The following is a 17,410-nucleotide window of genomic DNA, read 5'->3' on the forward strand; positions in this document are numbered from 1 at the left end:
AAATGAAAACGGCGCTTTTAAGTCATTAAGCTTTGCGTTACCATGTGCTGCTCAGTTGCCGGTCAGGTAGATTACCTGACAAAAGCTGATGCGCTGATTAACCGTAGGTTAGTTGGCAATAAAACAACGCTTCCTGAGATGTTTGCCAGTATGCTTCATGTTCCTGGCCGATGCTATAAACCCAGGGGGTTGCCTCTGCTACTATTGTGTAAGCTCGGCTTGTACCGAGAAACCTACGGTAGCGATAATACCTCCACCGTGTCCATTTCGGCGCACGGACGAAAAGCATACAGCGGCATTTTGGGAGGCTCCCAATATTCAATCCAATTGCCAGTAATCAACATTGCGCGTAAATCGCACTGAATTAGCATGGAATAAGCATGGCTGTTTATAATTTTGGCTCTATAAATATCGACCACGTGTACAAAGTGCCCCATTTTGTCACGCCGGGCGAAACCCTCTCTTCAACTCATTATGAAAAAATTCTTGGCGGTAAGGGCGCAAACCAATCCGTAGCTTGTGCAAAAGCAGGACTTACGACCTTTCACGTAGGCAGCATTCACCAAAACGACGAAGCAATGCTTGAAGTCATGCAGCGTGCAAACGTTGATTTATCCCTGGTAAATAGACAATCGCAGACTGCATCCGGGCATGCCATTATTCAGGTAAATAAAGAAGGCGAAAACGCCATCTTCCTTTATGGCGGTGCGAACCATTTACTGAGCCAAGAACGGATCGAAAGCATACTGGATAAGGCGAAAAAAGATGATTGGGTCTTATTGCAGAACGAAACAAACTGCGTACAGGATATTATTGATATTGCCTACGATAAAGGTATCAACATAGCGTTTAACCCCGCGCCAATGACCGACAACATTGCCAATATAGATTTAAGTAAGCTTAGCTTGCTAATCGTCAACGAAGTCGAAGCTATGCAGCTGAGTCAAACAGACAACATAGAAGCGGCAAAAGACGTACTTAAAGACCTAAGCGAAAAAACACAGGTGGTGTTAACGCTTGGCAAGCAGGGCGCGATATTTTTAAGTTCAAGTGCAGCCTCTAATGCGCAGATACAGGTATCGGCATTTAAGGTCGAAGCCGTCGATACAACTGCAGCAGGCGATACGTTTATTGGCTTTTTCCTGGCGCAATATATCGCTTATTTATCGGCCACGGCCGATGATGCAAATAAAGACACTTTTGCAGTGAAACCAATAGAGAATGCCCTTAAGCACGCCTGTGCGGCCTCAGCAATTAGCGTAACGCGAAATGGCGCCGCACCCTCTGTTCCCAGTATGGAAGAAGTGCAAGATTTTCTAAGTAAAACTTAATCTTTCTCTTAATTTCTAGATTTTCTTATTTTTCTTAAAACCAATGACCAAGCGAATTCAACACACATGACGCAAACAACACACAAAATCATTTTGGACACTGATCCGGGTATCGACGATGCTATGGCAATATTTTTTGCCTTCCAGGCAAGTGAAATTGACGTTTTAGGCTTAACCACGGTTTTTGGAAATGTGCCAGCCGACATGGCGGCAAAAAATGGCTTGAGCTTGGTTGAACTTGCTAATTTGGATATTCCCGTTTGCAAAGGTGCAGCGATGCCCCACGTTGGGCCAGAGTCGAGCTACGCCCACTTTGTTCATGGCGATGACGGCTTTGGCAATATTAACCATCCTGCTCCCAAAGGCGAGCTAGACCCTCGCTCTAGCGCCCAATTTATTGTGGAAATGGCGCGCAAGCATCCCGGTGAAATCACCCTTGTGGCGGTTGGGCCCTTGAGCAACCTTGCCCTCGCCTTAAAACTAGAGCCCGAGTTACCTGCATTAATCAAAGCCGTCAATATCATGGGCGGCTCTGCGTTTGCACCAGGGAACGTCACCCCGGTCGCAGAAGCAAATATCTGGAACGACGCACATGCTGCAGATATTGTGTTTAGTGCCTCATGGCCAATCAATATGTTTGGACTCGACGTGACCTATGATCTGCCCTTCCCACCTGATTTTACCGCAAGTCTTGCTGCACGAAATCCTGTATTAGGCGGGTTTGTGCAAAAAGCCGCTGAATTTTACACGACTTTTTATTCTCAGGGGCGTGACGATAAGGTTTGCTATTTTCATGATGCCTTTCCGCTTGCATACATGATTGATCCTAGCTTGTTTGAAATGACGGAAGGACAATTGCGGGTCGGCACCGATCCGCTACATAAAGGACAAACGAGTTTTGCTCCGCTTGGTAGCACAAGCAGCGAGCTATGGTTGAATCAACCGATTATTAAAGTGGCAACAAAAGTGGATCATCCTCGTTTAACTAAACTGTTTATCGATACGTATGCTATTAAGCGCTGAAGGCTCACGTTATTGAACGCTGACAGCTTATGCTAAAACAAGCTGAAGGCTGAGAGCCAAAGTTTATAGATAAAAGCAATATATTTGAGAGTACTTACCGTGGAGCCAAGTGCCGCAAGATATAGAAATAAGCTAAGAAACACAATGAGGCAAACTTTTCGTGAGAGACGCAGAGCCTTGTCAACAGCGCAGCAAAAAGAAGCGGCGCTGACATTGGTTGAACAATTCAAACAACATGAATTGTTTGCAAATGCTCAGCATATTGCGATTTATTTAACGAATGATGGCGAACTGGACACGCAGGCGCTCATTCAGTATTTTTGGGAGCGTGAGATTGCAGTTTATCTTCCCGTGTTGCACCCCTTTAGTGACGGTCATCTTTTATTTTTGCGCTACACGCCCGACTCTGCCATGCGTCCAAATGCCTATGGCATTCTAGAGCCTCAGCTTGACTGTCGACAAATCTGCCCTTTACGTGACCTGGATGTATTGTTTACACCGCTTGTCGCTTTTGATGAAGGGGGAAATCGCTTGGGGATGGGCGGGGGTTTTTACGATAGAACACTCGCCTTTTCTGCTATTACAAAAAGCGAAAGTGGCGATGTAAAGCGCCCAATCATAGTGGGATTAGCGCACGATATTCAAAAATGTTTGAGCTTGCCTACGCAAGCCTGGGATATTCCACTACCCTATATACTAACGCCAACTAAACTTTATCAGTTTACTGATCACAAATAGACATGTCACAAGCTAAACAGGCAAATTACTTTTGATCAAGATATGACGTTTTTATCGCACAGCATAAATTTTAAGGAACAAAAATGAACCAAGATGATAAAAAAAAGGCGGTTGCGCAAGCTGCACTTAATTATGTTAAAGAAGGTGCGATTATTGGCGTAGGCAGCGGCTCAACTGTGAACTACTTTATTGATGCTCTAGCGTCAAAAAAGGATGACATCAAAGGTGCGGTTTCCAGCTCAGAAGCTTCTACCGAACGCTTAAAATCACACGGCATCGAGGTATTTGATTTAAATGATGTAGGCAGCTTTGATATTTATGTTGATGGGGCCGATGAAATCACTGAACACAAACACATGATCAAAGGCGGTGGCGCAGCGCTTACACGTGAAAAGATTGTTGCCGCTGTTGGCAAAACATTTGTGTGCATCATCGATGACAGTAAATTAGTGCCGATACTCGGTGAATTCCCTCTTCCCGTTGAAGTTATCCCGCTTGCTCGCTCCTATGTTGCAAGAGAGTTAGTAAAGCTAGGAGGCGATCCTGAGTATCGCCAGGGCGTGATCACTGATAACGGAAATGTGATATTGGACGTGCATAATTTAAAAATTATGAATCCTGTTGAACTAGAGCGTGATATTAATCAGATTGCAGGGGTAGTAACCAATGGTATTTTTGCCAGAAGAGGCGCTGATATTGTGCTAATCGCGAGCGATACGGGCGTAAGCACCTTATAAAATCCTGATGGCATGTACCAAGCAAGCTGACAGAAGCTTATTTAGTTGAAATAACAACTATTTATTCATTTAAAGCTCGTACATTTTCCGCATTTTGCGCTTTGCTCCGTGCAAAAAGTTTGCTATTGTCCACGTCTTAAATAGACGTCTAGATGTCTTTAAAACACTAAGCATTATTGTTTTAAATTTTTTAACCTTTTTCAGGATATGAGAGTAAGCGTGCATCATGAGTAAAAAGTCACTAGCTAAAGACAAAATTAAAATCCTTTTATTAGAAGGTTTGCACAACAGTGCGCTGGAAACTTTCGAAAATGCAGGCTACACCAACATTGAATCACTTAAAACCTCATTACCTGAGGAAGAATTAATCGAAAAAATTAAAGATGCCCATTTTGTTGGCATCCGTTCTCGTACTCAACTAAGCGAAGAAGTCATTGAGCAAGCAAGCAAACTCGTTGCAGTAGGATGCTTTTGTATCGGCACCAATCAGGTTGATTTGCGCGCTACGCTTGTGCGCGGCATTCCCGTTTTTAACGCGCCTTTTTCAAATACCCGCTCTGTTGCGGAATTAGTTCTTGGACAAATCATATTACTGCTTAGAGGGATCCCGCGTAAAAATGCGAAAGCTCACAGAGGCGAGTGGGAAAAAAGCGCATTGGATTCATACGAAGCCCGAGGAAAAACGCTGGGAATTATCGGTTACGGTCATATCGGGACGCAGCTTAGTATTTTGGCAGAGCATTTAGGGATGCGGGTACAGTTTTACGATATCGAAGACAAGCTTGTGCTAGGCAATTCCATGCAGGTGAAATCGCTCAAAACGTTGCTTAACACTTCTGATGTGGTCAGTTTACACGTTCCCGAAACCAGTCATACGCAGAATATGATTGGCAAAGAAGAACTTAGCCAAATGAAAGATGGTGCCATACTCATAAATGCAGCGAGAGGCACGGTAATTGATATCGACGCCCTCTGTCATGCGCTAGACTCCGGTAAACTAAATGGCGCAGCCATCGACGTATTTCCTATTGAGCCCAAATCGAACTCCGAAGAATTCAATTCACCGCTGAGAAAGTATGATAATGTCATTTTGACGCCTCATGTAGGCGGAAGTACGCAAGAAGCTCAGCAAAATATTGGGATTGAAGTTGCCGGTAAACTGATTAAATATTCTGACAACGGCTCTACCTTATCGGCAGTTAATTTCCCGGAGGTGTCCTTGCCGGAGCACGTGAATCGCTCTCGCCTATTGCATATTCATAAAAACCGCCCGGGCGTGCTCACGCAAATCAACCAAACCTTTGCAAACAAAGGGATTAACATTGCAGCGCAGTATCTGCAAACAAGTGAAGATATTGGCTACGTAGTGGTAGATGTTGAAGCAGAGGATGCCAGTGAAGCTTTTGAGCATTTGACGCAAATTGAAGGAACGATTAAAACGCGCGTTCTTCATTGGTAGTCGACTATCTGTGAAATTGAAAAAGGCGAGATTGCCTTAATCTCGCCTTTTTTGTGTCATTGGATGGAGCCGGAATTACACCTTAGAAGAAGCTATAAACTAAGGTAGCGGCTGTTTCTGTGTCCAATTTTTCAATCCCGGGACCAACATCGGTATTGTGGTCAAACTTCAAAGAAATCTTCAACGACAAGCCGCCAGCAATCTGAGCGATAAGCGCTGATTCTGCACGAGATTTCGTGTTGTCTGAGCCAACTTCAGTTGAAAAAGTTTGCGTAAAGCGAGAAGTGTCAGATATGTTCCACCGATAAGAGAATGCACCCCTTACAATGGCTCCGTTGAAACTTTCACCGTCTTGGGCTTCAGCAAATGAATAACCCGGACCGATACTGTATTCAAACGAAGTATCTTCGTTATCCCACATCACTTGGTTCCAACCGGCAGCAAGTGTGCCTTGATACTTAAAGTTACTGAATCGGTCATCTTCATAGGAAGCAAAACCGAATAGTCGGTGATTAGGATTTTCTAATTTGTAGTTACCCTGAGCAGAAGCAAACCATTTTTGAGCGGTGGTTCGATCTAACTCTTCACCGGTGTCAGTTTCAACCGTATCACTTTTATATAATCCTTCGATTAAATAGGCGTTGCTCCAGCGTTCCAACTCGTGTGTAGCTGATAGGCCAGCTGAAACAGAGGTAGTTTCTGTATTACCTGTGGTGACGATAAATCCAAATTCGCCATCCATAGTAAAGGGTTTTGTCTCTTCTTCTTGCGCAAAAGCGAAAGAAGTTGCCAGGCCCAATAAACTAGTGCCTAGTAGCATTTTAGAGAGGAGTTTTGTTTTCATAGCGCGTCCATATTTTTGTAAGATTTGAGATAGCTACCACAGAATTAGGCTGAACACCTGATAGCTCGGGGCGTATGGTATACAATTTAATCAAACAAACCAATTAAAAAAACTGGTAAACCATAGAAATACTGGTCTGTGTTGTGAGATTTTCGATGTTTTGTGCAACATTTTCATCAAAGGCGACTTCAAAACTTAACTTCATCGCCAATCGCTCGTAAATTTGAGCACTGATTGATGTGTTTGAACGAGCTCGGCTTGCTACTTCCCCCATCTCAGCGCTGATAGACTGACGAAAGCGTGATTCATTTTCAAATTCGTATGAAAAATTAGCCGTTGCTCGGATGATCATTTCCTCAATATTGAGATCCGTCGACTCTTGCTCTGACTTTGTGTAGCCCGGGCCAATACTGTATCGAAAATTAGTATGCTCTTCTTGCCACAGCACTTGACTCCAACCTACAACGCCCGTGATTTGGTCGCGAAGTTTAAGAAATTGATTATCGTCGTACTCAGCATAAATGAAGAGGCGTTTTTGCGGGTCGCGAAGTTTATAGTCAAGCTGTGAATATAAGTGGAATCGATTCGTTTCAAGATCTTCTATTTCGTCGTCATCTAATTTGGTAGTTCGGCTTAAGACTTGTAAAAAGTACGTGTTGCTCCAGTCCTCGAGTTCGTGGTTTGCCTCCAGAGCAAGCTTCACCATACTCGTTTCAGTGTTCCCGGTGGTTGCCAAAATGCCTACTTCACCATCCAGTTCAAAAGACGGAATATCTTCTTCCATTTCGTCCTCTGAATATTCAAGATCGGTATTTAATAAACGCAGCAAATTACGTTTTGCACTTGGATTACTAAAAAAATCAGACGCTTTTTGTTGGGAAATAGCATCAAAATCGGCATCAGCAAATGCAGATACCGACATGAACAGGCATGTAGCTAGGACACATTTTTTCATTTAGCGCAAACAAGTTTGATTGAAGTAAAGTTCGCGCGTTTTAAGTCGTTTTATTAGGGTTTGTTGATCCCATTATATAAGCAACGACCAATTATTGTTATTTTAAAACTGCTGCTATCTTTTGTGACTCTGCCAACGCGAACGCTAAAATAATATCATAATCATCTTCAGATAATCCAATTGCATCTGCAACCTTGGCTTCCACCATCTCATGTTCAAACATTTCGCTACCAAGTTCTAAAAAAGACATGGCTTGCGCGATATAAAGCACATTCGCCTCAAAGCTTTGACTTGTGACGTCTTCATAATCGAGTTGTTTTAAGGGCAAATACAAAGCTTCAGGTAAACGCCACGTTTCGAGAATCAAACCACTGCACTGTGAGAACGTAAAGCCGAAAACATCCTTTTGGGCAGCTAGCGGAAGCTTATGGCGTTTGATTTCGGTGTATATGGCGTATTTTTCGGGTAAACGCGTCGCACAAACAAGCTCACTTAAATTTTGCAAAATGCCTAAAACAAAATATCGCTCGCTGCCGCGAATTTGTTTTTGCTGCACAATAGATTTGGCAATGAGCCCATTAAGCACCGCTTTATTCCAGAAATGGTCAAAGTTGATTTGCGAACATTCAAAAGATTTAAAGGCCAAGTTAGCGGTTTCTGCGATTGAAATATTGTAGGCAGCTTCTCCTCCAATAATACTCAAAGCCTTTGGCACACTGGAAACCTGGGAAGGGAATCGAAATAGAGCACTGTTGGCCAGTTTCAGTACCTTCGCGCTAAGTGACGGATCTAGAGACATCACTTTTGCCATATCTTCTACATCAGATTTAGGGTCATCCAGAACACTTCTCAGGCGCACACAAGTATTGGGTAAGGTAAAAGATTTTGATGCAAACTTAACAATGGGCGCTAGCGACATTTTGGATTCTCAACATGGGTAAAACACGTGCGGATGATAGTTGATTTTGCGGTGCGCGAGGGTCGTAGAATCTATACCTTACGTATGATAGTTATACCTAACACCGCTAGACATAAGCAACAGAAAACGGAAGTAGTTGAAACTTAGAAACAATTGATGAAAGCAGGATCAGAATAAGTTGCCCTGGTTAAAATGCGTATTCTGCTTATCTTCTTTATTTTGTCGCGTTAGATAAGCGCGCTTTCGTCTTGTACAAGCTTGAACAATGATTCGTTTAGTCGCATCGTCTACAGAATGCCAGTGCATCCGTTCCTCTCGACTTCTAAAACAACCTATGCAATATCCACGAGGCCCCGCCTCGCATACGCCGATGCAAGGGCTGGGAATATCGAAAAACTCAAGCTGCTGCATATCGTTTTATTTGTCGCTGGTACATTGGAAAAGGGATGAAAGTATAACGGTAAGCACATCACTCCACACTATGGCAATTTGTACAGTATTTGTTCACTGAATTTCACTGCCTCTGGACAGTCTTTTTTGCCAAACGATTTCGTTAAGCTTGTGACTGCATACTTCAAGGAGGAAGCAAGTTGCAGATCACGCATTATTTTTTGAAAAAGCTCAACGAAGATGAAGATTATTCCAAACTCTCAATAGAATGGATAAACGAGGTCTATCGCTGCCCACAATTTAGAGTCAGGCAAAGTAACGGTCGAATTGCGCTATACGGTAAAATAAATCAGGGAAATGTCCCTTCAAAAATTGATCAGGAAACGACTTCTGACACAGTGATATACACAAACAAACAGTCTAAGTATTTACGGGTTGAGTTACTAAAAGATGGCAAAACCGTCAGAGATGCCTTTTTTGACTCTCGATTTCATCCCAGTCAACTAAAAGCGCTTGAATTCAAGCGCTTTAGCTAGCTTAAGTTGCGAGTTGCTAGATGCTATTTACATAAGCACGGCGCGCGTATTTTAGCAGCAAGCAAGCTTGTCAAAACGCAATTGATTGACCTAAGGTTGGAATGATGCTCGATATCTGTTTTTGTTCCCACAATACGTAGGACAAGCGGTCGAGTGCTTCCGGATCGCCATGAACTAAAAGTACCTGCGGCGTTGGCTTGAAATGACTAACCCACTCCACGAGTTCTCTTTGTCCGGCATGGGCAGAAAAGCCGCCTAAGGTCTCGATTTGCGCTTTTACCGCGAAGGTATCATTGAAAATCTTGATTGATTTTTTTCCATCTACCAACAATCTGCCAAGGGTGCCTTTGGCCTGGAAGCCACAAAAAATGACGGTGTTGCGACTGTCCCAAATACGATTTTTAAAATGATGCCGGATCCTTCCCCCAGTGCACATTCCGCTTCCAGCGATAATGAGCGCGCCTTTTTTTATATTGTTTACCGCCATGGAATTTTCCGGCGTGATTGATAAAAACAGACTGGGAATAAAATCTTTGATAATCGAACTTGCATCAGGCGTAGCATGTTCAATGTCTTTTTCATCGAGAGAAGAAAACCAGCGATCGTAAATCTTTGTGACTTCTATCGCCATTGGGCTATCTAGCACTACCTGCCAGTTTTTCAACACGCCCTCCCGATGCAGTTGTCCTAAATAGAACAGAATTTCTTGCGTTCGACCCACTGCAAACGCAGGGATCATTATGTTCCCACCTCGCGCTTCTGTTTCGGCAATAATCTCTCTTAACTGCTGAACGGTGTCCTCAATCGGTCGATGATTGCGGTCTCCATAGGTTCCCTCCATCAATAAAATGTCGGCCTTTTCCAGAAAACTCGGATCTTTCATGAGAACCGCATTTTTATTGCCTAAATCGCCTGTGAAGACGATTGTCTTTTGACGATTTTTTTCGGTAAATGTGATTTCTACAATTGCTGAGCCAAGGATGTGACCGGCATCGTGGAAAGTACAATAAGCATCTTCAGATAAATTAAATTGAGTGAGATAGTCTTTGCTTACGCAACGGGAAAGCGCTTCATGCACGTCATTTTCACTATATTCCGGCTCAAGTGGTTTTTTGCCTTTGCGCAGGCGCTTGCGGTTTTCGCGCTCTAAGTCACTTAAATAAATATTAACTGCATCAAGCAGCATAATTTCCAATAGATCAGCAGTGGCATCTGCGCAGAAAATCGGGCCACAAAACCCTGCTTTAACAAGCTTAGGTAGCAAACCACTATGGTCTAAATGAGCATGCGACAGCACAACGGCATCAATATCTCGAGGATTAAATGCGAAATGCTCTTTTCCAAGGCGTTTAATAGAACTTGAACCTTGATGCATGCCGCAGTCCAATAGCACCTTTCCCAAGGCGGGTGTTTCAATTAAGTGACAGGAACCTGTCACCTCCTGCGCTGCACCTAAACATCTGATTGTTGCCATATTCGCTTATCTCCTCATAATTCCCAATTGCATTATTTCAAGTTGCATCAATCCAAGTTGATACTGCGCTGATGAACCTTTCTCTTCAAGCGCTATTGCTTGCATTGTTTGATTCACGTCAAACTTCAAATGGTTTTTTGGTAGCATAGGGAACTGCTGAAATTCAAAGTGTTCAAATAACGCGTTTGCTTTATGTTAGACCACTTATAACAGACCAAAAGGAGTCATTATGTTAAGAGCTATTCCCGATTTAATAAGCGAAGTCAAAGCAAAGATAAGGTGCATAAGCGCTGAAGAAGCCGCAAAGGAACGAGAAAACAATAAAGGATTATTAATTGATGTGCGCGAGCCTGCTGAACATTCCGCCAAGCCAGCCAATGGTGCGATTAACATTCCCAGAGGGCTGTTGGAAATGAAACTAATGGAAATCGAAAAAGACCCAGATAAACCTATCTATTTGCATTGTGCGTCGTCTGCAAGAGCGGCATTATCAGCAGAGCAGCTCGCAAGGGTAGGCTATACCAACGTGAGTGTTATTACCTGTAGCGTTGAGGAAATACAAAAAGCGTGCAGCTGAGGTTGCGCGCTTTTTGTTTTAGCCTTACGTTTTATCTAGACATTGGCATTGTGATAAACGTTTTGCACATCGTCACAATCTTCAAGCATGTCCATAAACTTTTCAAACATGGGCATGTCGTCTTCGCTAATATCTTTTGTTTCTTGCGGAACCCAAGAGATTTCTTCTACCTCAAATTCGATGCCGTCAAAGGCTTCCTGAAGCGCAGTTTTTGCTTTAAAAAATTCCGTATGAGGCACATAAACGCTTACTTGCCCTTCATCGACTTCCACATCGTGAACATCAACATCCGCTTCCATTAACGCTTCAAGTACTGGTTCATCGTCATCCCCTGCAAATACAAAAATAGCCAGATGGTCAAACATAAATGCAGCTGAATTTTGTGTTCCAAGTTTACTGTCGGTTTTTGTAAAGCAATTGCGAACATCCGTAATCGTTCGGTTCACGTTGTCTGTTAAACAATCTACTATTACCATGCAGCCACCCGGACCAAAGCCTTCATAGCGTGCAGGTGAAAAATCCTCCCCTGCTCCACCGGCGGCCTTGTCGATGGCCTTATCAATGACATGGGCGGGTACTTGGTCTTTTTTGGCCTTATCAATTAATCGACGAAGCGAGAGATTTGCATCTGGGTCTGTGCCACCGTTTTTAGCGCAAACGTATATTTCTTTGCCGTATTTGGAATATACCTTCGTTTTTTGCGCCGCTGTTTTTGCCATGGCGACTTTACGTACTTCAAACTTTCTTCCCATAATGTGCTCTTATTATGTTGTGTGATATGTATATGTATTGCTTATATGCGCATTTTACGTGCAAATACAGGCGCGTAAAACCCTGTTTTCCGATTGTTTTAAAAAACGGATTATTCTTAGGCTAAATGTGCCTGAGCCAAATATTTGCGAGACTGCATTTCTTGCAAACGACTCAGGCAACGTTGAAATTCAAAATTCAAGCGGCCCTTGCCATAAAGTTTTTCAAGCGGCACTTCAGACGACATGATCAGTTTTACTTTGCGCTCATAAAATTCATCAACCATGGCAATAAAGCGCCGCGCAATGTCATCTACCCGTTCATCCATTTGCTCAACATTCGCAAGCAGCACTGAATTATATTCTTTACTGATTTCAATATAATCAGATTGGCTTCTGGGCCCGTCGCAAAGCGCTCTGAATTCAAACATGATAACACTTTCTGCCTTTCGCATAGCGGGAATATTGCGCCCTTCAATCTCAACAAAGGTATTGTCCTCGCCTTTTTCTGCCGCGAGTAAATCAAAGTACTTATTGAGATTACGCTGGGCATCATCATCAAGTGGATAGTGATAGATTTCAGCACGCTCGAGCGTTCTTAAGCGATAGTCATTCCCGCTATCCACATTAATTACACGCGTATTTTCGTTAATCAAATCAATGGCAGGAACAAAGCGAGCTCGCTGCAAACCGTTTTTATATAGCTCATCCGGTACAATATTAGAGGTCGCCACCAAAACAATGCCATGAGCAAACAATTCCTGTAGCAATGTGCCCAGTATCATGGCATCCGTGATATCCGAAACAAAAAACTCATCAAAACAAATAATGCGCGTCTCTTTTGCGATTTTTTTTGCGATGATTTTTAAAGGATCTGATTGTTTATCAAGTAATTTGAGCTCTTTGTGCACTCGTTGCATAAAGCGATGAAAATGCACGCGCATTTTATCTTCAAAGGGTAGGCAATCATAAAAGGTATCAACCAGATACGTTTTGCCACGACCAACACCGCCGTAAAAATAAATGCCCTGGATACCGGGCTTTTTCAGACCTTTACCAAAGGTTTGCGCCAGTTTTACGCGCCATGTCGTCTTTTTTTGCGTTTGCGTTAACTCATCATAGAGACGCTGCAACTCTTTCACCGCATTTTCTTGTGCAAGATCATACTGAAACTCAATTAAGGTCAGATCTTCCTGATACTTTTCCCAGGGGGTCATAACAATGAAACTACTCTATGGCTCGCAATTTAAATTAGGGCGGGATTATACAAGTTTCGACAAATAATGCGCAATTTGTTGATTAAAGACTTGCGAAAGTTCGACTAATGTTCAATGATCTCCTCATACACCTGCAAAGCTCAGCACGTAAACAACAAATTGAAATAAAGAGCAGAACCGGAGAGTAAAATGGACATTGTGAGCATTATCATTGGTCTGGTCATTGGCTTAGCCATTGGTTTTATTGTGGCGTGGCAATGGCAAAGTGCACAGGCCAAAAAGAAAAGTCTCAATCTTACTCGCTCAGAGAGAGAGCTCAAAACAATGCTAGCCCAGCAAGCTCAGCATCATATTGAAGCAAGCCGGGAATCTATTGAAGCCATGCAGCTTCGCCTTGAGCAACTTTCGGCAAATATCCAGCAATATGAGTCATCTTTACAGGTTGGAACCGAAGAAACAGATAAAGTCAGCTTTTTTGGTGAACATGCTGGCATGTTTCTACGTAATAGTACCAAAGACAAAGCATCAAACGATGCATCCAATGTAAGCGATGCACCGCCGCGTGACTTTGCCAATAACGGCTCAGGATTGTTCGTTGGAAGCGTAATTAAAAACGAATCGGCAAATAAATAACTTGTAATCTGAACTATTGCCCTTAGATCCGAGTCATTAACAGGTACTTGGATTTAGGAGTAAAAAGTTACATGAAGCAATTGATACGCCGCACTTTTGTCGGCATCACCGCCGCTCTCTTTGTCGTTACCGCAGTCAGTCAAGCACAAGCAGGAATCCCCTTTTTCTCGGACGATGAAATGCCGTCCCTTGCGCCGATGCTTGAAGAGACTACACCTGCCATTGTCAGTATTGCCGTTGAAGGTACGCAAACATCTCGTCAGCAAGTACCCGAAATGTTTAGATATTTCTTTGGTAACCCTGAGCAGACACCAAGAGAACGCCCTTTTAGAGGTTTAGGCTCAGGGGTAATTATCGACGCTGAAAAAGGTTATGTTGTGACCAACAATCATGTGGTTGATAACGCCGATAAAATTCTTGTGAAATTAACAGATGGCCGCGAATTTGAAGCAGAGAAGCTTGGTTCTGACGCGCAGAGCGATATTGCTTTGCTTAAAATTGATCCTGAAAACCTTACCGATGTGAAATTAGCCGATTCTGACAAACTTAGAGTCGGTGATTTTGTTGTTGCTATTGGTAATCCTTTTGGCTTAAGCCAAACCGTAACCTCTGGCATTGTCAGTGCTTTGGGTCGTTCTGGCCTAAACATTGGCGGCTACGAGGACTTTATTCAAACCGACGCGGCAATTAACCGAGGCAACTCAGGTGGCGCTCTGGTTAACTTGCGTGGTGAATTAGTCGGTATCAACACGGCTATTTTTGGTCCTAATGGTGGAAACGTCGGTATCGGCTTTGCAATCCCGAGCAATATGATGAAAAGCCTGGTCGACCAAATCGTTGAATTTGGCGAGGTCCGTCGAGGACTGTTAGGGATTTATGGAAACGATGTAGATGCTGGTTTAGCTGAGGCAATGAATTCACCCGCAAATAAAGGTGCCTTTGTTAACGAAGTAAACGAAGATTCTGCTGCTGATAAAGCGGGTATTCAATCAGGTGACATAATCACTGCTATCAACGGAAATTCTTTAAATAGCTTCAACGAATTGCGTGCCAAAGTGGCGAGTTTGGGCGCAGGTGCTAAAGTGACTCTGACCATTATCCGCAATGGTAAAAAACAGGATGTTGAAGTTACATTAGATGCCGCAGAAGCTATGCAGGCCCAAGCCGAAGAAATGCATCCAGCGCTTGAAGGTGCAACGTTTGTAACTGGAGAAGACAGAGCAGGCAATGCAGCAGTTGAGGTAACGGAAGTTATCGAAAATTCACCTGCGGCAAGGATCGGTTTGCGCACAGGAGACGTTGTGGTCGGCGTAAATCGTAAACGTATTTCAAGCGTGAGCTCTATGGCTGAAAGTATTGAAGAAGCAAATGGTGTCATTGCGCTAAACGTACAGCGTGGTAACAGCAACCTGTTTGTGATAATTCGTTAACGATAGGGATGTAGTCATTTCAATGCGTTGATTATATTAAAACGTCGAGAGCCGCCACTTTAATGGCGGCTTTTTTATAATGAGGAAATGGATTTATGCTGTGTTGCTTAAAACATGTGATGGTTAACGACAGCGCTTACATTGTTTATCACTGAAACAAAATTAAAGCCAATTTGTAGCAAAAGCATAGCAAAATTATACAATGTCTTCTGAAAAAAGCTGCGGAACACAGTCTTCTTTCTTTGCTTTGTTTAACCACCAAAGACAAAAGCTGGCAACAATGACGCCAGCAAGCAGATTTGACGCCGCAATTGCGTAATAAATCGCCTGGCTATCAAAATATAAACTGGCAAAAAAGCTCAAGGGAACGTAAAGCATGGCGGTACGAATAAGATAGTATGCAAGTCCAGTTACCGAATGCCCTAAAGAATTAAATGCGGCTGACGACACAATCACAATCCCGTAGCCAAACAAACTCAAGGTGACGACTGATAGGTAACGGTAGGCTTCTTCTCCCACCTTTTCTGATGAAGCAAGCGCATTTGCTATAGGCAAGGCTGCAAAATAAAAGATCACAGCAAGCAACAGCGCCCAGACAAAGCAAATCAAATAACATTTTTTAAGTGCTTCCAACACTCTCCCTCTGTTACCTGCCCCCCAATTCTGTCCGGCAATTGGGCCTATTGCAGCAGACAGCGCCAGCATGGGAATGCACGCAAAGGACTCGATACGTGTTGCCACGCCAAAAGCGGCTACAGTAGCGTCACCGTAAGAGGCTAAAATCGAAGTCACCACTGCAATGCCAATGGGATTAACAACGCTTCCCGCGCCTGCGGGCAAGGCAATCTTTAGCACCTCTTTTATAGATGCCATCAGCTCCTGAATAGGCGGCAGCGCGATTACAATAAGCTGCTCGCGAAAATACGCTAAATAAAGGGCGAAAATAAAGGTTAAAATTCGAGCCACTAAGGTTCCGTAAGCCGCCCCTTCAATACCCAGAGATGGAATAGGGCCATAACCGAAAATCAAAAGTGGTGTAGCGGCAACGTTAACCACCGCTGCTCCTATCATGATCAAACTTGGCCAAAAGGCATCTCCTACTGAGCGGATCACTGCGTTAGCAACCATCGGGATAACCAAAAATGGCATCGAAATGTACCAAATTTGCATGTAACGCGTGAGAAGTTGCAGTACTTCACCTTTTGCGCCTAATAAGCCGAATAAAGGCTCAATACTGAAAAAGCCTGCCAGAGATATTACTAAAACGATAAGCGTTGCCAGAATTAAACTGTCTGTTGAACGGCGTTTGGCTGTGCTTCTATCTTTTGCGCCAACGCTACGAGATACAACTGACGCCGCTCCTGCCCCCAGCCCGCTTGCTAAACTTGCGATTGCCATGGTGACCGGAAAGGTAAATGAAAGCGCTGCAAGCTCGTTTGTGCCTAATTTACCAACAAAATACGTATCGACAATTGAGACAGAAAATACAGCAACGATCCCCGCCACCATGGGCAGGGTTAGATTGGCGATTGATTGATAAATTGATCCTTGCGTTAAATCCCTATCGCTTTTTGCCATGTGAAAAGCATTCTCATATTTTTTATAGAACTAATGCATAGTCTGGCGAGCTTTTTTATGATCACAAAAACAAAATTCAATAAAACTAAAATCAAAAAAAGCGGGCAAATTGCCCGCTAGAAATTTAGTGGCTTATTAAGATTAGCCTTTGTGCTCTAAAGAAGAGGGGTGAAGGACAATGCGTACTACGCCTTCGTCATCTTTAACAAAGCCCCATGTTTTATCCACAGAAGTTACACCGTCTTTATTGGTGAAATGCACTTTACCAATGGTTGAAGCACTGTCACCCGCAATAAACACCGCGTTATTTTCAACTTCGCACTTGGTCCAGCCCATTAAAGCGAAACCTTTGTCGTTAGGGAAATTGTCATCACCGCCTACAAAATAAGATAAAGCACCTTCGCTGGTAGGACGGAATGTTTGAGGAACAACAGTTAAGGTAGGTTTAAACAGTACCGCACCCATTTGGTAACCATAAGCGGCGTCAATGATGTCTTTTGCCAATGCCTTGGCAGCATCGTGTCCCTTTTCTTGATTTGTGCTGCTGATTTCTAGCAAAGCGTTACACCAACCTTGCTGAGCATTCAAAACTTCTTGCTCGCTCAAACCTTGATTAACAACCTTGACATCGGCCACTGCGCTTAACGATAACGAAGCCGCGCCAAGTAATACTGCCAAACTTTTTAGTTTCATATTGTTTCCTTATAACATAACGAGAGTGATAAAATCGAAATGTTATACGGTAACGATTTAACTTAGGGACAAAAATAATTGCTCGATTTTATTTTATTAATAAATAAGAAAAAGCAGATGAAACATA

18 protein-coding genes and 1 other RNA gene are annotated in these 17,410 nt (G+C 43.2%); 10 read left to right on the forward strand and 9 right to left on the reverse strand.

Annotated elements, in window-relative coordinates; all coding sequences use genetic code 11:
* Positions 1 to 127 precede the first annotated feature (127 nt).
* The 6 genes from ssrS (at position 128) to serA (ending at position 5,288) form a co-directional block, all read left to right on the forward strand.
* A non-coding RNA gene (gene ssrS, locus D6V41_RS12265) (6S RNA) lies at positions 128 to 311 on the forward strand.
* A gap of 69 nt (positions 312 to 380) precedes the next feature.
* Entirely contained in the window at positions 381 to 1,331 is a 951-nt protein-coding gene (locus D6V41_RS12270) for a ribokinase (RefSeq protein WP_136251812.1), read from the forward strand.
* 66 nt (positions 1,332 to 1,397) lie between these two features.
* Entirely contained in the window at positions 1,398 to 2,354 is a 957-nt protein-coding gene (locus D6V41_RS12275; RefSeq protein WP_136251813.1) for a nucleoside hydrolase, read from the forward strand.
* 144 nt (positions 2,355 to 2,498) lie between these two features.
* Complete coding sequence (locus tag D6V41_RS12280; protein WP_136251814.1) at positions 2,499 to 3,092, forward strand: 5-formyltetrahydrofolate cyclo-ligase; 594 nt, start codon at positions 2,499 to 2,501, stop codon at positions 3,090 to 3,092.
* A gap of 83 nt (positions 3,093 to 3,175) precedes the next feature.
* Positions 3,176 to 3,829 (forward strand): ribose-5-phosphate isomerase RpiA, encoded by a 654-nt coding sequence (rpiA, locus tag D6V41_RS12285; RefSeq protein ID WP_136251815.1) that lies wholly within the window; start codon positions 3,176 to 3,178, stop codon positions 3,827 to 3,829.
* Between the two features lie 226 nt (positions 3,830 to 4,055).
* Entirely contained in the window at positions 4,056 to 5,288 is a 1,233-nt protein-coding gene (gene serA, locus D6V41_RS12290; protein ID WP_136251816.1) for a phosphoglycerate dehydrogenase, read from the forward strand.
* An 82-nt stretch (positions 5,289 to 5,370) separates the two neighbouring features.
* On the opposite strand, the gene D6V41_RS12295 is transcribed toward serA, so the two are convergent.
* The 4 genes from D6V41_RS12295 to D6V41_RS12310 all read right to left on the reverse strand — a co-directional run bounded on the left by D6V41_RS12295 (position 5,371) and on the right by D6V41_RS12310 (position 8,417).
* The gene (locus D6V41_RS12295; RefSeq protein ID WP_241664532.1) at positions 5,371 to 6,132 is read right to left on the reverse strand and encodes a DUF481 domain-containing protein; all 762 of its coding nucleotides are present in this window, start codon (positions 6,130 to 6,132) and stop codon (positions 5,371 to 5,373) included.
* 103 nt (positions 6,133 to 6,235) lie between these two features.
* A complete protein-coding gene (locus tag D6V41_RS12300; RefSeq protein ID WP_168711023.1) occupies positions 6,236 to 7,054 on the reverse strand; it encodes a DUF481 domain-containing protein in 819 nt (272 codons plus the stop codon).
* A gap of 130 nt (positions 7,055 to 7,184) precedes the next feature.
* Entirely contained in the window at positions 7,185 to 8,006 is an 822-nt protein-coding gene (locus D6V41_RS12305; RefSeq protein ID WP_136251818.1) for an HDOD domain-containing protein, read from the reverse strand.
* 168 nt (positions 8,007 to 8,174) lie between these two features.
* Positions 8,175 to 8,417, reverse strand: coding sequence for a DUF1289 domain-containing protein (locus tag D6V41_RS12310; protein WP_136251819.1), 243 nt, complete (start codon positions 8,415 to 8,417; stop codon positions 8,175 to 8,177).
* A 179-nt stretch (positions 8,418 to 8,596) separates the two neighbouring features.
* Between D6V41_RS12310 and D6V41_RS12315 the strand changes: the two genes are divergently transcribed.
* Positions 8,597 to 8,932: a hypothetical protein gene (locus D6V41_RS12315; protein WP_206663261.1), complete on the forward strand. Its 336-nt coding sequence runs from the start codon at positions 8,597 to 8,599 to the stop codon at positions 8,930 to 8,932.
* 70 nt (positions 8,933 to 9,002) lie between these two features.
* On the opposite strand, the gene D6V41_RS12320 is transcribed toward D6V41_RS12315, so the two are convergent.
* Complete coding sequence (locus tag D6V41_RS12320) at positions 9,003 to 10,406, reverse strand: MBL fold metallo-hydrolase RNA specificity domain-containing protein (protein WP_136251820.1); 1,404 nt, start codon at positions 10,404 to 10,406, stop codon at positions 9,003 to 9,005.
* A gap of 229 nt (positions 10,407 to 10,635) precedes the next feature.
* Here D6V41_RS12320 and D6V41_RS12325 point away from each other — a divergent pair, with 229 nt between their 5' ends.
* The gene (locus D6V41_RS12325; RefSeq protein ID WP_136251821.1) at positions 10,636 to 10,983 is read left to right on the forward strand and encodes a rhodanese-like domain-containing protein; all 348 of its coding nucleotides are present in this window, start codon (positions 10,636 to 10,638) and stop codon (positions 10,981 to 10,983) included.
* A 35-nt stretch (positions 10,984 to 11,018) separates the two neighbouring features.
* On the opposite strand, the gene D6V41_RS12330 is transcribed toward D6V41_RS12325, so the two are convergent.
* Both D6V41_RS12330 and zapE read right to left on the reverse strand, forming a co-directional pair.
* Positions 11,019 to 11,735 (reverse strand): YebC/PmpR family DNA-binding transcriptional regulator, encoded by a 717-nt coding sequence (locus D6V41_RS12330; protein WP_136251822.1) that lies wholly within the window; start codon positions 11,733 to 11,735, stop codon positions 11,019 to 11,021.
* Between the two features lie 116 nt (positions 11,736 to 11,851).
* The gene (zapE, locus tag D6V41_RS12335; RefSeq protein ID WP_136251823.1) at positions 11,852 to 12,949 is read right to left on the reverse strand and encodes a cell division protein ZapE; all 1,098 of its coding nucleotides are present in this window, start codon (positions 12,947 to 12,949) and stop codon (positions 11,852 to 11,854) included.
* 189 nt (positions 12,950 to 13,138) lie between these two features.
* Between zapE and D6V41_RS12340 the strand changes: the two genes are divergently transcribed.
* Both D6V41_RS12340 and D6V41_RS12345 read left to right on the forward strand, forming a co-directional pair.
* Positions 13,139 to 13,582 (forward strand): ZapG family protein, encoded by a 444-nt coding sequence (locus tag D6V41_RS12340; RefSeq protein ID WP_136251824.1) that lies wholly within the window; start codon positions 13,139 to 13,141, stop codon positions 13,580 to 13,582.
* Between the two features lie 71 nt (positions 13,583 to 13,653).
* Positions 13,654 to 15,012, forward strand: a complete 1,359-nt coding sequence (locus tag D6V41_RS12345) for a DegQ family serine endoprotease (protein WP_136251825.1) — start codon at positions 13,654 to 13,656, stop codon at positions 15,010 to 15,012.
* A 195-nt stretch (positions 15,013 to 15,207) separates the two neighbouring features.
* Here the strand turns inward: D6V41_RS12345 and D6V41_RS12350 are convergent, their stop codons facing one another.
* Together D6V41_RS12350 and D6V41_RS12355 are read right to left on the reverse strand one after the other, a co-directional pair.
* Positions 15,208 to 16,590 (reverse strand): MATE family efflux transporter, encoded by a 1,383-nt coding sequence (locus D6V41_RS12350; RefSeq protein ID WP_136251826.1) that lies wholly within the window; start codon positions 16,588 to 16,590, stop codon positions 15,208 to 15,210.
* Between the two features lie 141 nt (positions 16,591 to 16,731).
* A complete protein-coding gene (locus D6V41_RS12355) occupies positions 16,732 to 17,283 on the reverse strand; it encodes a hypothetical protein (protein ID WP_136251827.1) in 552 nt (183 codons plus the stop codon).
* Positions 17,284 to 17,410 lie beyond the last annotated feature (127 nt).

Source organism: Ningiella ruwaisensis, assembly GCF_004798935.1.
GTDB classification, from domain to species: domain Bacteria; phylum Pseudomonadota; class Gammaproteobacteria; order Enterobacterales; family Alteromonadaceae; genus Glaciecola; species Glaciecola ruwaisensis.

Excerpts from the sequence above, each read along its gene's own strand:
- D6V41_RS12305 (WP_136251818.1), bottom strand. The coding sequence starts at position 8,006 with ATGTCGCTAGCGCCCATTGTTAAGTTTGCATCAAAATCTTTTACCTTA.
- D6V41_RS12330 (WP_136251822.1), bottom strand. The coding sequence starts at position 11,735 with ATGGGAAGAAAGTTTGAAGTACGTAAAGTCGCCATGGCAAAAACAGCG.
- D6V41_RS12350 (WP_136251826.1), bottom strand. The coding sequence starts at position 16,590 with ATGGCAAAAAGCGATAGGGATTTAACGCAAGGATCAATTTATCAATCA.
- serA (WP_136251816.1), top strand. The coding sequence starts at position 4,056 with ATGAGTAAAAAGTCACTAGCTAAAGACAAAATTAAAATCCTTTTATTA.
- D6V41_RS12295 (WP_241664532.1), bottom strand. The coding sequence starts at position 6,132 with ATGAAAACAAAACTCCTCTCTAAAATGCTACTAGGCACTAGTTTATTG.
- D6V41_RS12345 (WP_136251825.1), top strand. The coding sequence starts at position 13,654 with ATGAAGCAATTGATACGCCGCACTTTTGTCGGCATCACCGCCGCTCTC.
- D6V41_RS12300 (WP_168711023.1), bottom strand. The coding sequence starts at position 7,054 with ATGTCGGTATCTGCATTTGCTGATGCCGATTTTGATGCTATTTCCCAA.
- D6V41_RS12355 (WP_136251827.1), bottom strand. The coding sequence starts at position 17,283 with ATGAAACTAAAAAGTTTGGCAGTATTACTTGGCGCGGCTTCGTTATCG.
- rpiA (WP_136251815.1), top strand. The coding sequence starts at position 3,176 with ATGAACCAAGATGATAAAAAAAAGGCGGTTGCGCAAGCTGCACTTAAT.
- D6V41_RS12320 (WP_136251820.1), bottom strand. The coding sequence starts at position 10,406 with ATGGCAACAATCAGATGTTTAGGTGCAGCGCAGGAGGTGACAGGTTCC.
- D6V41_RS12275 (WP_136251813.1), top strand. The coding sequence starts at position 1,398 with ATGACGCAAACAACACACAAAATCATTTTGGACACTGATCCGGGTATC.
- D6V41_RS12280 (WP_136251814.1), top strand. The coding sequence starts at position 2,499 with ATGAGGCAAACTTTTCGTGAGAGACGCAGAGCCTTGTCAACAGCGCAG.
- zapE (WP_136251823.1), bottom strand. The coding sequence starts at position 12,949 with ATGACCCCCTGGGAAAAGTATCAGGAAGATCTGACCTTAATTGAGTTT.
- D6V41_RS12270 (WP_136251812.1), top strand. The coding sequence starts at position 381 with ATGGCTGTTTATAATTTTGGCTCTATAAATATCGACCACGTGTACAAA.
- D6V41_RS12325 (WP_136251821.1), top strand. The coding sequence starts at position 10,636 with ATGTTAAGAGCTATTCCCGATTTAATAAGCGAAGTCAAAGCAAAGATA.
- D6V41_RS12340 (WP_136251824.1), top strand. The coding sequence starts at position 13,139 with ATGGACATTGTGAGCATTATCATTGGTCTGGTCATTGGCTTAGCCATT.
- D6V41_RS12310 (WP_136251819.1), bottom strand. The coding sequence starts at position 8,417 with ATGCAGCAGCTTGAGTTTTTCGATATTCCCAGCCCTTGCATCGGCGTA.